Genomic DNA, 12,912 nt, shown 5'->3' with positions numbered 1-12,912 from the left:
AGGCGGCGCTGACCGACGACTATTTCATCGAGCGCAAGCTCTACCCGAACGTCGACTTCTACACCGGCCTGATCTATCGCGCCATCGGCTTCCCGCCTCGGATGTTCACGGTGCTGTTCGCCCTCGGCCGCCTGCCGGGTTGGATCGCGCACTGGCGCGAGATGCACGACGAGGGCGACAGCAAGATCGGCCGGCCGCGCCAGATCTACACCGGCTACCGCGAACGCGACTACACGGCCATCGACGCGCGGTAGCGCTAGGTGGTGACGTCAGCCATCCAGTAAGACGCTGAAGCGGTAGGTCTAGAGACCCGGCTTGCCTTACGCTTCGTATCACCCGTTCGTCAACGTCAGGAGAGGCGAATGCCCGATTCCGAGTCGGCTTCCGGCGGCAGCGCGACGACCACGCAGCGGGCCTCCAGACTGTACCGACGGCCACCGGGTCGTGCCTGGCTGGTCGGGCTGGCGGTCGTCCCCCTGTTGCTGGGGCTGATCGGCTACGGCACGCTCGACCGCTCCCGCTCGCAGAATGGCGGCCAGCCTGGGCCTGGCGGCGCGTTGCCGACGCTCGCCGAAACAGCGCCTCCGGGGTCGGCGCTGGCGCCGTTGTCGATCACCCGGCATGGCAATGAGATCAGGCTGGAGGGCAACCTGCCCGATTCGGCCGCCAGGCAGACGCTGCTGGACATGGTGATCGCTTCGATGGGCGATGACGCCAATGTGATCGACAACCTTACGGTCGTCCCCGGCACCACATCGCTGGGCTTCTCCGCCGCCGGACCGGTTTTCGAGGCGGGTGCGGCGATCCGTGATTTCAGCCTCGCCGTCGACGGTGACACCGTCACCCTGGCCGGCACCGCGGCGACGCCCATTCAAGCCGACGCGCTCCAGAACGCGGCTGAAGACGCCTGGAAGGCCGTCAACATCGTCAACAAGCTGACGATCGAGAGCATGGTCACCTCGGGTGGTGCGCCGGCGCCCCGTGCGGGCGCCGGTCATGTCACCACGAAGGGCTTCGGCGTGGAACCCGGTCGCCAGCAACGACACACCTGACGGTCGCGCCCAGAAGCGTCGCGTCGCAATCATCGTCAGCTAAGGAGCGATCGAAATGGACTTCGTCATCCAGTGGTTGTGGTACCTGCTCGCGTTCGTGGCGGGTTCGGCCGTCGCCTGGCTGGCCACCATGCTGGTCATTCGTCGCACAAGCAGGGAAGAAGCGCTGGCTGACCTGGCTGGGCCGTCGGGTTCGCTTGAGACAGGAGCTCGGTGATGGCCGGCGTCAATGGATGGTTGGTAGCGCTGAGCTTTGCGCTCGGGCTGGTGTTGACGTTCGCGTTCACGATCCGGCGAGTCACCCGCGAGGTGCCGGTCTCGAGGTCGGCGCCCTCGGCAGCCGGCGACACCGGCGACAGCGATGACACCGCGGCGGCGGAGCCTGCGGGCTAGCTCTGGGCTGGGCTACCGCTAGCTCGGTGGCGGCAGGCGCAGCAGCAGCCGCACCCCACCCAGCGGGCTGTTCTCCAGCGACGCCGTGCCGCCATGCAACTCAGCCTGCTGGGCTACCAGTGCCAGTCCGAGACCCGACCCGGTGTGCGAGGCCTTCGACCCGCGGGCGAACCGCTCGAACACCACGTGGCGTTCTTCTTCGGGCACCCCGCTGCCGTTGTCGTCGACGGCGATCTCCACCCCGGCCCGTGAGCTGACCGCGGACAGCTGCACCCGGTTGGCACCGCCGTGCTTGACCGCGTTGGCGATCGCGTTGTCGACGGCGAGCCGCAGCCCGGCTGGCAGCCCGATGATGATGCAGGTCGGCGACGGCACCAGCGAGACCTCCAGGTCGGGGTAGACCCGCATCGCATCGTGGGCGGCGCGATCAAGCAGTTCGGTGATGTCGACCGGCACGTGATCATCGGCGGTGGACAGCTCGCCCTGGGCCAGCCGCTCCAGCGCACCCAACGTGGCCTCGATCCTCGTCTGGGTGCGGGTGACGTCGTTGAGGACTTCCTTGCGTTGGTCATCGGGCAGGTCCAGGGTGGACAGCACCTCGAGATTGGTGCGCATAGCGGTCAACGGGGTGCGCAGCTCATGCGATGACACTGCGGCGAAGTCGCGGGCCGAAGCCAGCGCATCTTTGGTGCGGTCCTGCTCTTTCCAGATTCGCTGCAGCATGCCGCGCATCGCCTCGGCGATCTCGACCGCTTCGGTGGCGCCGCGTGCTTCGATCTGGGGCCTTTCATCACCGACATCGATCGAGCGGGCCTGCTGCGCCAGCCGTCGCAGCGGCCGGACCGCGAACGCGGCCAGCAGCCAGGCTCCTACCGCGGCTGCGAGGATGGCCAGCCCGCACACAATGATCACCCGGCGGTGCTCATTGTGAATCTCCTTGATGGTCTCGTCATAGGTGGCGCCGACTGCCACCGTCATCGGGCCGGGCCCGGGGATGTCCACGGTGCGCACCCGGTAGCGCACCCCGTCGAGGTAGGTGTCGGCGTAACCTGGCTGCAGCCGAGGCAGCACCACCGCGGAGTTGGATGTCTCCTGGTTCCCTTTGCGCACGGTGATGACGGTGTTCTGGCCGCTGGGCGGGCCCGGAATCTGACCGAGGCTGACGAACGGGGTCGCAAAACCAGCTGCCTCGTCGAGACGTCGGTCCAGCCAGTATTTGCGGTCGTTGGTGATGCCGACCCACACGTTGGCGCCGACGATGAGCACCGCTACCGCGGTGCCGATTGCCGTCGCGAACACCACCCGGGTACGCAGCGACGGTGTCCGGGTGAAGATCCGCGTCAGTTTGTTCACGGTGGTCTGGCTTTCACTGCACCCGCAGGACGAATCCCACTCCTCGTACGGTGTGCAGCAGCCTAGGGCTGCCGCCGGCTTCCAGCTTGCGCCGCAGATACCCGATGAACACGTCGACGACGTTGGTGTCGGCCGCAAAGTCGTAGCCCCAGACGAGCTCCAGTAGCTGAGCGCGGGAGAGCACCGCCGTCTTGTGCTCGGCAAGCACCGCCAGCAGGTCGAACTCGCGCTTGGTCAAGTCGATGTCGGTGCCGTTGACCCGGGCGCGCCGACCCGGGATGTCCACCTCGAGCGGCCCCACCGTGATGGTCTCCGCCGAGGAGGTGGCGGTTGACCCGCGCCGGCGCAACAGCGCCCGCACCCGAGCCACCAACTCGGCCAGTACGAACGGTTTGACCAGGTAGTCGTCGGCACCGGCCTCCAGGCCCATGATGCGGTCGTCGACGGAGCTGCGGGCAGACAGCACACACACCGGAACGTCGTTGTCCATGGCCCGCAGCGCGGTGACCACGCTGACGCCGTCGAGCACCGGCATGTTGATGTCGAGCACGATGGCGTCGGGGCGGGACTCGGTGGCGCTGCGCAACGCCTCGGCGCCGTCGGCAGCGGTTGCCACCTCGAATCCGGAGAGTCGCAGCCCGCGTTCCAGTGAGCCGAGCACGTCGGAGTCGTCGTCGACGACGAGCACCCTCGGGGACTGTGGTGAAGCAGCGCCGTTGTCCATGTCGCCATCTTGCCTGATCGCCGAGCGTTGCGGCGGGACGCTGGCCGATATCGGCAATGACGTTTACGCCTCACGTCGAGCACCTGGACGTCCGCAGCACGGCCTGAATAGGCTGGTTCAATGGTCGCCGGTGACGAGGGAAGGATATCGCGATGAGATGGGAGTACTGCCCGCCTGCGGGGGAGGGTGACGCTCGGTGATCGGTGTGACTCACCACGACGACGTGTTAACCCTTGAGCTGCAGCGCCCGCAACGCCGGAACGCCCTCAACTCGGAATTGGTCGACGGTCTGCGCGAGGCCGTCGAGCAGGCCGGGACTCAGGATGTGCGGGCTATCGTATTGACCGGCCAGGGCACCGTCTTCTGCGCCGGCGCCGACCTCTCCGGTGACGCGTTCGCCGCCGACTACCCGGACAAGTTGATCGCACTGCACAAGGCCATCGACGAATTCCCGATGCCAGTGATCGGCGCGATCAACGGACCCGCGATCGGCGCGGGCCTGCAGCTGGCGATGATCTGCGACCTGCGGGTGGTGGCACCAGAGGCGTACTTCCAGTTCCCGACGGCGAAATACGGTTTGGCGCTGGATAACTGGAGCATTCGGCGGCTGTCGGCGCTGGCCGGATACGGGCGCACCCGGGCGATGCTGCTGTCCGCGGAGAAGCTGAATGCCGACGAGGCGCTGCAGACCGGCATGGCCAACCGAATCGGCACCCTGGTCGATGCGCAGGTGTGGGCGAAGGAGATCGCCGGCCTGGCACCGCTGGCACTTCAGCATGCGAAGCGGGTGCTCAACGACGACGGCGCCTACGAGGAGCAGCGGCCGATCCACAAGGAGCTGTTCGACAGGGCATGGGCTAGCAAGGACATCATCGAAGCGCAGGTTGCCCGCGTCGAGAAACGACCGCCGAAGTTCCAGGGCGCCTAACGCCATGCTGCGGTCAGGGCTGCGGCTGGCTCAGCTTGCGGTGGGTACGGTCACGCTGGCCGCCAGCGGGTGGGCGCTGCGGGCGCTACGGGGTGCGCCCGCCGCGCTGGGTGCCGGGCCGGCCGTGATCCGCTCGGTGACCAACCGCTCACCCCATTTCCGGGACGGTGTCTTCGTCAACATCGACCCGGCGTCGACGCTGAAGCTCAGCAGCGAGGAAATGCGGCTGGTGCTGTGGGAGTTGATCCGCGGACGCGCGGCACGCCGACCCGCCGCGGTGATCCCGCTGGGAGCAGCGGATGTCACCGGCAGCACCCGACCTCTGGCGGTCAGCTGGCTGGGCCACTCCACGGCACTGATAGAGATCGACGGCTACCGGGTGCTCACCGACCCGGTGTGGGGTGACCGCTGCTCCCCGTCCGACCGCATCGGGCCGGGGCGGCTGCATCCGCCGCCGGTGGAACTGGACATGCTTGGCGCCCTCGATGCGATAGTCATCAGCCACGACCACTACGACCATCTCGACATCGCCACAATTGTCGCGCTGGCCCGCACGCAGCGGGCCCCGTTCCTGGTCCCTCTGGGTGTCGGTGCGCATCTGCGCGCCTGGGGCGTTCCCGAGCGGCGCGTCGTCGAACTTGACTGGAACGAACGCGCCGGCGTCGGCGAACTGACTCTGGCCTGCACCCCGGCCCGGCATTTCTCGGGGCGCTTCCTGACCCGAAACCTCACCCTGTGGGCATCGTGGGCGATCATCGGTCCGGGCCATCGGGTGTACTTCGCCGGCGACACCGGCTACACCAGGAGTTTTCGCCAGATCGGCTCGGACTACGGCCCGTTCGACGTGACGTTGATGCCCGTCGGCGCCTACCACGCGGCCTGGCCGGACGTCCACATGAATCCGGAAGAGGCGGTCCGTGCGCACTTGGACGTCAACCACGTCAGTCACGCCGACGGCGCCCACCCCCGTGGATCCGGGCTGCTGGTGCCGATCCACTGGTGCACGTTCCGGCTGGCGCCACACCCGTGGGCCGAGCCCGTCGAGCGACTGCTGGTCGCAGCCGAAGCCGCCGATGTGGCGGTTGCGGTGCCCAGGCCAGGCGAACGGGTGTTGCCGAGGGTAACCACCGAACTCGACCCGTGGTGGCGGCGGTGACCACTTCGCCGGCCGCCGGGCTCAGCGACGCCGAAGTTGCCCAGCGGGTGGCCGACGGCAAGACCAACGATGTCCCGGCCCGCGTCGCGCGCAGTGTGCGCGAGATCATCGCGGCGAACGTCTTCACCCGGATCAATGCCATCTTGGGTGTGCTGCTGATCATCGTGCTGACCACCGGCTCGCTGATCAACGGGATGTTCGGCCTGCTGATCATCGCCAACAGCGTCATCGGCATGGTCCAGGAGATCCGAGCCAAGCAGACGCTGGACCGACTCGCCATCGTCGGACGGGTGAAACCTTTGGTGCGCAGGCAATCCGGGACCCGTCCCATGCCACCAGGAGAGGTGGTGCTCGACGACATTATCGAACTCGGGCCCGGTGACCAGATCGTGGTCGACGGCGACGTCGTGGAGGAATCCGATCTGGAGGTCGACGAGTCCCTACTCACCGGTGAAGCCGACCCGATCGCGAAAGACACTGGTGAGCAGGTGATGTCGGGCAGCTTCGTCGTCGCCGGCAGCGGCGTCTATCGCGCGACCAAGGTGGGACGTCAGGCCTACGCCGCACAGTTGGCCGAAGAGGCCAGCAAGTTCAGCCTGGTGAAGTCCGAACTGCGAGTCGGCATCGACAAGCTCCTGGCGTTCATCACCTATCTGCTGGTACCAGCCGGCCTGCTGATCGTCTACACTCAGCTGTTCACCACCGATGTGGGCTGGCGGGCGTCGGTCTTGGCGATGGTCGGCGCACTGGTGCCGATGGTTCCTGAAGGGCTGGTGCTGATGACGTCGCTCGCGTTCGCGGTCGGCGTCATCCGGCTCGGGCAGCGGCAGTGCCTGGTGCAGGAGTTGCCCGCTATCGAGGGGCTGGCCCGCGTCGACGTGGTTTGCGCAGACAAGACCGGCACTCTGACCGAAAGCGGCATGCGGGTGTACCGCGTCGCGGAAGTCGGCGACGTGGGCCAGCACGGCCAGCACGCAGTTGCGGATGTGCTAGCGGCGCTGGCCGCCGCCGACGCTCATCCCAACGCCACCATGCAGGCGATCCGCGAGGCCTTCAACACACCCCCCGGTTGGACGGCGACTGCAACCGCGCCGTTCAAATCCACGACCAAGTGGAGCGGCGTCTCCTACGGCGAGCACGGCAACTTCGTGATCGGAGCGCCGGATGTGCTGCTCGACCCGGCGTCGGTCGCGGCACAGCAGGCCGAGCGGATCGGCGCCCAGGGGCTGCGGGTGCTGCTGCTGGGTGCCGGCGAGGAGGCCGTCGACCACCCGGACGCGCCCGGGCGAGTGCGTCCGATCGCGCTGGTGGTACTGGAGCAGAGGATCCGGCCCGACGCTCGGGCGACACTGGATTATTTTGCCGCGCAAGGCGTGTCGATCAAGGTGATCTCCGGCGACAACGCGGTATCGGTGGGAGCGGTGGCAGCAAAGCTCGGGTTGCCCGGTGATGGGGTGGATGCTCGGCCGCTGCCCGCCGAGCCATCCAAGCTCGCCGACGTGCTGGAGCGTTACGCCGCCTTCGGCCGAGTGCGCCCGGACCAGAAACGCGCCATGGTGCATGCCCTGCAGTCGCACGCACACACCGTGGCGATGACCGGAGACGGCGTCAACGACGTACTAGCACTCAAGGATGCCGACATCGGCGTCGCAATGGGTGCCGGCAGCCCTGCTGCGCGGGCGGTGGCTGCGATCGTGTTGTTGGACAACAAATTCGCTACACTGCCCTACGTCGTGGGTGAGGGCCGCCGGGTGATCGGCAACATCGAACGGGTCGCTACTCTGTTTCTGACCAAAACGGTTTACTCGGTGCTGCTGGCCCTGCTGGTGGGCAGCGTCGGGTTGGCTTCTGTGCTGTTCGGGGCGAAGCCGCTGCTGTATCCATTCCAACCCATCCACGTCACCATCGTCGCCTGGTTCACTATCGGCATTCCGTCCTTCATCTTGTCGCTCGCCCCTAACAGCGAGCGGGCCCATCCCGGGTTCGTCCGACGGGTGATGGCGGTGTCGCTGCCGAACGGGATTGTCATCGGTGTCGCCACCTTCGCCTGCTACCTGTTGACCTATCGCGGCAGCGAGGCCACCCCGGTGCAGCAGATCCAGGCATCAACCGGGGCATTGATCACGCTGCTGGTGACGGCGGGCTGGGTGCTGGTCGTGATAGCACGCCCCTACCAGTGGTGGCGGTTGGCGCTGGTGGTTGCCTGCAGTGCGGCGTACGTGGTGATCTTCTCCGTCCCGCTGACCCGAGAGAAGTTTATGCTGGATCCGTCCGATGTTGCGGTGACGGCGGTGGCGTTGGGCATCGGGGTGCTCGGCGCGGCCGTCATCGAGGCGCTGTGGTGGCTGCAGGGCACCTTCCTCGGTGATCGACCCAAGTTGTGGGGAACGGCCTCCAAGGCCGTGGATGAGCGACGAGAATAACCAGTAGGACCGATGGCCAAGCTCTCCGGATCTATCGACGTGCCGCTGCCTCCAGAAGAGGCCTGGCTGCACGCCGCCGATCTATCCCGCTACCAGGAGTGGCTGACCATTCACCGGGTGTGGCGCAGCGAGCTGCCCGAACACCTCGACAAAGGCGCGGTCGTCGAATCGATCGTCCAGGTCAAGGGCATGGTCAACCGGATCAAATGGACCGTCGTGCACTACAAACCGCCGATGGCCATGACGCTCAACGGCGACGGCGTGGGCGGAGTCAAGGTCAAGTTGTTGGCCAAGGTCACACCCAAGGACGAGGGTTCGGTGGTCAGCTTCGACGTACACCTGGGTGGCCCGGCGCTGTTCGGCCTGAACGGCACGCTGGTGGCCGCGGTGCTGCGCAGCGATATCCGGAAGTCGCTGCAGCGGTTCGTCACGGTGTTCACGTGACCCGGCTGCATCCCGGTTGGCTCGTCGCGCTTTTCGCCGTGGTCCTGTCGATCAGCGCTTGGCTGCCCTGGCTGACCACGACAGCGGACGGCGGCGGTCACGCCAACGCCATCGGCGGCAGTGTCGGCAGCCTGCGGCCACCGCCCGGCTTCGGTGTGGGCCAGTTGGTCGTCTTGTTGGCCTCCGCTCTGCTAGTGGCAGGTGCGATGGTCGGCCGTGGCTTGTCTGTGAAGCTGGCAGCGGTTGCCGCGCTGGCTATTTCGCTGCTCATCGCGGCGCTGGCGATCTGGTACTGCCACCAACACGTCGTTGCACCGGTCGCCCCCGGCTACGGCCTCTACATCGGGGTCGCCAGTGCGGCTGGTGCAGTGGGTTGTTCGGCTTGGGCACTGGTTTCGATCGTGATCGGTGGAAGTTCCACGCGACAACCCGCTTCTCCGTATCAGCCGTAACCGGTTACCGAGTGGGCGTCATCGGCGCACCCTGTCCGGGCACAGCTCCGACTGCGCAGCCTGAATCTGCGCGTCAGCGGCCTCGGGGCTGTAGAAGAACGTGTTGGTGAGCTCACGGACAAGGTCCTGCCATGTGGCGCGCGTCGCCAGTCTGCCGCAGATGTAGCGTCCCGTCGTCAGGCGAACGTTGTCTGTCTGCGGTATGGACACACCCGACTGGTTGAGCTTCGCGAGATAGCTGTTGTCGTCTGCGTGCGCCTCTGCCGGGGCCGCAACGACTGCGACGGCAACCATCGCAGCGACAGTGAACAGTGTGTGCTTCATCATGTCGAACTTTACCTTTGTCACTGGCGAACGTCTGTGTGGTGATCGTCGGACTCCGGTAGGCACCGGATCGTGTACCCACTATCTGCGGAAGTCACGGCAGGTGAAGATTCAAAATCGCGGCGAGTCCCTCCGCGATGCCGGCCAAACCGAAAATGGAGAGCGGAGGCACGATCCCGAGGTCTGCGGCGATTGGCATGCCTATGGCGTCGAGCAGGTTGCCTGAGCTCAGCTCGTGCACGAACAGGCTGGCGTCATATGCCGGCAGCGTCGTTGTCACGGTGTTGACGAAATCAGCCACCGGAAGCAGGCCCGCGTAGCCCGAGTCGAGGTCACCGCCGAACGTGTTGAGGTCGCTGCTGAACGTGTTGGCGATCTCGAAGAAGCTGGGCAGGGAATCTCCGCCGCCAGCACCCCCGGTGGGGGCGATCTGTTCCAGGAGGCTTTGCGGCGTCACCGAGCCCAGGTCGTGGGTGACGTTCTCGACACCCTGCTGAGCTCCCTTGGCCAACGCGGTCAGCACGTCGGCCGGGTTGACGTTCGGAAACAGCCCTATCGGTGTGGGCACGTTCGCCGGCCCCTGATCCCAGCCATGATCGATGTCGCCGTAGCCGAGGTTTACCAGCACCTCCAAGTCCGGCTCCAGTAGGTCGGCCAGCGGTTTGCCCACGACGGGAATAACCTGCAGCAGGTCCACCAGCGGCAGAGTCTGGGGGATCATGAAATATTCGCTATGACCGGTGTAATCGGCAGACACCGGCAACGTGACAGCATCAGCGATCTGGGCGGCGGTGAAACTGCCGTAACGTAGGTGCACAAATCCCATGCCCAGCACGGCATTGATGTCCGACAGTAGATCGATGGGGTAGCGCGGGTAGTCGGCGAAACCATCGTATTCTCCGATGTATTCAACAGACGTCCAGGGCGTATCCGCCGGGCTTGCACCGATGAACGTGATCCCGAAGGCCGGTGCGGTCAACTGCGGCATGCCCGGGAGGTTAAAGCGTTCCAGAATGCCGCCGTCGGGGTTCATTTCGTTACCGGTCGTCACGAAGGACAGCTGGTCTGGCCCGGGCTGGTCCGCCTTCGGCAGGGCCGACAGTGCGCGCATCTCCACGGCCTCGACATCGGCGCCCTGGGAGTCGCCCTCGATGATCATCTTGTTCCCGGCGGCAAGCTGTTGCATGATCGTGCTGTTCAAAATCGTCACGCCCTGCGCCAACGACGGGTTAAACGCCAGGCTTTTCACGCCAGGGGTGACCGGCTCCAGTCCCTCCGGTGTGAACAGTGCGTTCGAGGCATCGAACGTGAATTGGGGTTGGCCGGCGAAAAGAGCATGACCGTTACTGAAGTGAGGAAAGGCAGCAGGGTCGATATACCGCTCGATCGTGTGTGTGGGATCCGCCGAAGGTATCGCGTCCCCGCTGCCGCCGATGACCCACAACTCGGTGCTCAGCAGGTTCGCTTCCGCCAGCACCGTGTGCACCCGGGTCGGCTGGGTAGGCAAGGCCGTTGGGAGGGTAAGCGATACGGCCAGTGCGGTGGTGCCGGCGATCGCCAGCGACACAACCGTCGGTGAATGCAACTGACGCGCAGCCACGACCGGATTCCTTCGGCGCATCCCGGCAGCCTCCTTGACCTAATATTCGGGTACGTCCAGCATCGGCGCCCGGCGCGTCAAACCCTGCCCCGCCGTGGGGGTGGCTTTCAGCAATGCAACTCTATTAGCCACCGAAGATGGCAAAACAGCGGTCGAGAGAGTCTAAGTTAGCATGCTGCGTACGTGCAGATAACTCTGACGGGAGGGTCGCTGATGACGAGTCGTAGATTGCCGGCGTGCGGCGGCCTTGTGCCGCTGGCAGTCGCCGGGGTCGCCGTACTCAGTGTGTCGTCGACTGCCGCCTCCGTGTTGCCTTTCGGGGCGAAAACGGTGCTAGCGGCGGTGAAGTTGGCCGACGCCGAGACCGTGGGGCTTTTTATGGGCGGCAGCGGCACGCCGATACCCTCCGCGGAGTACATCAACGGGGCGCTCGAGCGATACGACCCGACGACGCCCATCTTCCCGGGACAGCCATTGTTCCCGGTAACCAAGGTGGAACCGGTGTTCACGCCGGAGGGACTGTATCCGGCGACCGGTGTCAAGAGCCTGGAGTTCGACCCGTCGGTGGCGCAGGGGGTCAGCATTTTGAACAGCGACATCCTCAAGCAGATTGCCGAGGGGCACAACGTCGTCGTCGGCGGCGGTTCGCAGAGTGCCACCATCGAATCGTTGGAGATGCGTGATCTGATGGCCCTGCCGGCCGACGAGCGGCCAACCGCGGAGCAGCTCTCTTTTGTGGCGCTCGTCGACGTCAGCGCCCCGAACGGAGGCATTCTCGAGCGCTTCGACGACCCGAACCTGCCGACGCTGACTGCGCCGAGCTTCGGGATCACGTTCAGCGGCGCCACCCCGTCGGACACCCCGTGGGACACCGTCATCTACGACCAGGAGTACGACGGCTTCTCCGACTTCCCGCGCTACCCGATCGATCTGCTGTCGGACCTCAATGCCGCCCTGGGCATCGCGTACGTGCACGGCACCCTTCTCAATTTCACTGACGCCCAGATCGCTACCGCAGTCAAGTTGCCGGTGTCTGCCGATTACACCGGGCACACCCAATACTTCATGCTTCCCACCGAGGACTTGCCGTTGTTGGATCCGCTGCGTGGCAGCCCCGTGGGTAACGCCGTCGCCGATCTGCTTCAGCCGGACTTGAAAGTGCTGGTCAACCTGGGCTACGGCCAGATCGACCACGGCTGGGACCCCGGGCCGGCGAACGTGCCCACCCCGTTCTCGGATTCGCTGTTTCCGACGAACATCAACCCGGCCGACGTGCTCACGGCGCTGGTCAACGGAGCCCAGCAGGGATTCAGCGCCTTCGGGGCCGATCTGTCGCACCTGTCGTTCTCATTGCCGAGCCTGTCGGACGTGATCGCCAACGCCGCGGGCGCCGCGGATTCCCTGCCCAGCATCGTCGACATCGTCAACACCGTCGGCGGCGACCTCTCGAACGCCTACGCGGAGCTGCTTCCGATGGCTGATTCCATCAACGCCCTGACAACCACGATGCCGGCGTATGATGCGGCGCTGTTCGTGCAGGAACTCACGTCGGGTCACCTCCTCGACGCCATCGGAATGCCGATCGCAGCTGATTTCGGATTGGTCCCCGTGCTAGCCCTTTTCGGAATCGCCGGTATCAGTTAGATCTTGAGTCGAATCGCGGGACGCAGCACCGGAGCTTTAGTTTCGATCGTGCCCCCGGGAGGACTCGAACCTCCGACACCGGCTTTAGGAGAGCCGTGCTCTATCCCCTGAGCTACGAGGGCGAGGGACTGGCCTGTTTGATGGCCTGAAATTGCCGCCAGTCCGCCAGCCGGGAAGTCTACCGGCGCTTGATGTCGACGGCACGTGAAAACTGACCCCGGCGCGGCATCCGAATTCTGACCCCCTTGGTCCGGTTTCCTGGCTCTACCCGAGCTAGGAAGGACCAGAAGGGAATGTTGACTGTGGAAGATTGGGCAGAGATTCGCCGGTTGCGCCGTGCGGAGGGTTTGTCGATCAAGATGATCGCCCGGATGCTGGGGGTCTCCAAGAACACGGTGAAGTCGGCATTGGAGTCGAAT

General features: G+C 65.6%; 15 protein-coding genes and 1 tRNA gene. 11 read left to right on the top strand and 5 right to left on the bottom strand.

Annotation, left to right across the window (positions count from 1 at the left end; all coding sequences use genetic code 11):
- From AC2VOP_RS00470 to arfC, 4 genes are all read left to right on the top strand, one after another.
- Nucleotides 1–254 (top strand): citrate/2-methylcitrate synthase (locus AC2VOP_RS00470; RefSeq protein WP_486959137.1); only part of this gene is annotated, 254 nt, incomplete at its 5' end.
- A 225-nt stretch (nt 255–479) separates the two neighbouring features.
- On the top strand, nt 480–1,052 hold the full coding sequence (arfA, locus tag AC2VOP_RS00465; RefSeq protein WP_486959136.1) for a channel-forming protein ArfA/OmpATb: 573 nt from the start codon (nt 480–482) through the stop codon (nt 1,050–1,052).
- Nucleotides 1,053–1,107: 55 nt separating this feature from the next.
- On the top strand, nt 1,108–1,269 hold the full coding sequence (arfB, locus tag AC2VOP_RS00460; protein ID WP_486959135.1) for a channel accessory protein ArfB: 162 nt from the start codon (nt 1,108–1,110) through the stop codon (nt 1,267–1,269).
- Entirely contained in the window at nt 1,269–1,445 is a 177-nt protein-coding gene (gene arfC / locus AC2VOP_RS00455) for a channel accessory protein ArfC (RefSeq protein ID WP_486959134.1), read from the top strand. The genes arfB and arfC overlap by 1 nt, the downstream gene beginning before the upstream one ends.
- An 18-nt stretch (nt 1,446–1,463) precedes the next feature.
- On the opposite strand, the gene AC2VOP_RS00450 is transcribed toward arfC, so the two are convergent.
- Both AC2VOP_RS00450 and AC2VOP_RS00445 read right to left on the bottom strand, forming a co-directional pair.
- Nucleotides 1,464–2,798: a sensor histidine kinase gene (locus AC2VOP_RS00450; RefSeq protein ID WP_486959133.1), complete on the bottom strand. Its 1,335-nt coding sequence runs from the start codon at nt 2,796–2,798 to the stop codon at nt 1,464–1,466.
- A gap of 13 nt (nt 2,799–2,811) precedes the next feature.
- Complete coding sequence (locus AC2VOP_RS00445) at nt 2,812–3,522, bottom strand: response regulator transcription factor (RefSeq protein WP_486959132.1); 711 nt, start codon at nt 3,520–3,522, stop codon at nt 2,812–2,814.
- Nucleotides 3,523–3,718: 196 nt separating this feature from the next.
- Here AC2VOP_RS00445 and AC2VOP_RS00440 point away from each other — a divergent pair, with 196 nt between their 5' ends.
- The 5 genes from AC2VOP_RS00440 to AC2VOP_RS00420 are packed head-to-tail and all read left to right on the top strand — an operon-like array spanning nt 3,719 to nt 8,925.
- Nucleotides 3,719–4,450 carry an enoyl-CoA hydratase gene (locus tag AC2VOP_RS00440; RefSeq protein WP_486959131.1) on the top strand — a complete coding sequence of 244 codons (732 nt, stop codon included), beginning with the start codon at nt 3,719–3,721 and terminating at the stop codon, nt 4,448–4,450.
- Between the two features lie 4 nt (nt 4,451–4,454).
- A complete protein-coding gene (locus AC2VOP_RS00435) occupies nt 4,455–5,606 on the top strand; it encodes an MBL fold metallo-hydrolase (RefSeq protein ID WP_486959130.1) in 1,152 nt (383 codons plus the stop codon).
- The gene (locus tag AC2VOP_RS00430; protein WP_486959129.1) at nt 5,603–8,029 is read left to right on the top strand and encodes an HAD-IC family P-type ATPase; all 2,427 of its coding nucleotides are present in this window, start codon (nt 5,603–5,605) and stop codon (nt 8,027–8,029) included. The genes AC2VOP_RS00435 and AC2VOP_RS00430 overlap by 4 nt, the downstream gene beginning before the upstream one ends.
- Nucleotides 8,030–8,041: 12 nt before the next feature.
- On the top strand, nt 8,042–8,473 hold the full coding sequence (locus tag AC2VOP_RS00425) for a type II toxin-antitoxin system Rv0910 family toxin (protein ID WP_486959128.1): 432 nt from the start codon (nt 8,042–8,044) through the stop codon (nt 8,471–8,473).
- Nucleotides 8,470–8,925 (top strand): hypothetical protein, encoded by a 456-nt coding sequence (locus AC2VOP_RS00420; RefSeq protein WP_486959127.1) that lies wholly within the window; start codon nt 8,470–8,472, stop codon nt 8,923–8,925. Before AC2VOP_RS00425 ends, AC2VOP_RS00420 begins: the two co-directional genes overlap by 4 nt.
- An 18-nt stretch (nt 8,926–8,943) precedes the next feature.
- Here AC2VOP_RS00420 and AC2VOP_RS00415 read toward each other — a convergent pair whose 3' ends face one another.
- Together AC2VOP_RS00415 and AC2VOP_RS00410 are read right to left on the bottom strand one after the other, a co-directional pair.
- Nucleotides 8,944–9,252, bottom strand: coding sequence for a DUF732 domain-containing protein (locus tag AC2VOP_RS00415; RefSeq protein ID WP_486959126.1), 309 nt, complete (start codon nt 9,250–9,252; stop codon nt 8,944–8,946).
- Nucleotides 9,253–9,343: 91 nt separating this feature from the next.
- Nucleotides 9,344–10,849 carry a PE-PPE domain-containing protein gene (locus tag AC2VOP_RS00410; protein WP_486959125.1) on the bottom strand — a complete coding sequence of 502 codons (1,506 nt, stop codon included), beginning with the start codon at nt 10,847–10,849 and terminating at the stop codon, nt 9,344–9,346.
- 213 nt (nt 10,850–11,062) lie between these two features.
- On the opposite strand from AC2VOP_RS00410, the gene AC2VOP_RS00405 reads away from it, so the two are divergent.
- A complete protein-coding gene (locus AC2VOP_RS00405) occupies nt 11,063–12,493 on the top strand; it encodes a PE-PPE domain-containing protein (RefSeq protein WP_486959124.1) in 1,431 nt (476 codons plus the stop codon).
- A gap of 49 nt (nt 12,494–12,542) precedes the next feature.
- On the opposite strand, the gene AC2VOP_RS00400 is transcribed toward AC2VOP_RS00405, so the two are convergent.
- Nucleotides 12,543–12,615, bottom strand: a tRNA-Arg gene (locus tag AC2VOP_RS00400).
- 171 nt (nt 12,616–12,786) lie between these two features.
- Between AC2VOP_RS00400 and AC2VOP_RS00395 the strand changes: the two genes are divergently transcribed.
- On the top strand, nt 12,787–12,912 hold a 126-nt coding region (locus AC2VOP_RS00395; protein WP_486959138.1), incomplete at its 3' end, for a sigma factor-like helix-turn-helix DNA-binding protein.

This window comes from Mycobacterium sp. TH-M106 (assembly GCF_057473765.1).
The sequence above is the reverse complement of the archived record's forward strand: the minus strand, read 5'-3'. Positions and strand labels throughout refer to the sequence as shown.

Excerpts from the sequence above, each read along its gene's own strand:
- arfB (WP_486959135.1), top strand. The coding sequence starts at position 1,108 with ATGGACTTCGTCATCCAGTGGTTGTGGTACCTGCTCGCGTTCGTGGCG.
- arfC (WP_486959134.1), top strand. The coding sequence starts at position 1,269 with ATGGCCGGCGTCAATGGATGGTTGGTAGCGCTGAGCTTTGCGCTCGGG.
- AC2VOP_RS00445 (WP_486959132.1), bottom strand. The coding sequence starts at position 3,522 with ATGGACAACGGCGCTGCTTCACCACAGTCCCCGAGGGTGCTCGTCGTC.
- AC2VOP_RS00435 (WP_486959130.1), top strand. The coding sequence starts at position 4,455 with ATGCTGCGGTCAGGGCTGCGGCTGGCTCAGCTTGCGGTGGGTACGGTC.
- AC2VOP_RS00425 (WP_486959128.1), top strand. The coding sequence starts at position 8,042 with ATGGCCAAGCTCTCCGGATCTATCGACGTGCCGCTGCCTCCAGAAGAG.
- AC2VOP_RS00415 (WP_486959126.1), bottom strand. The coding sequence starts at position 9,252 with ATGATGAAGCACACACTGTTCACTGTCGCTGCGATGGTTGCCGTCGCA.
- AC2VOP_RS00405 (WP_486959124.1), top strand. The coding sequence starts at position 11,063 with ATGACGAGTCGTAGATTGCCGGCGTGCGGCGGCCTTGTGCCGCTGGCA.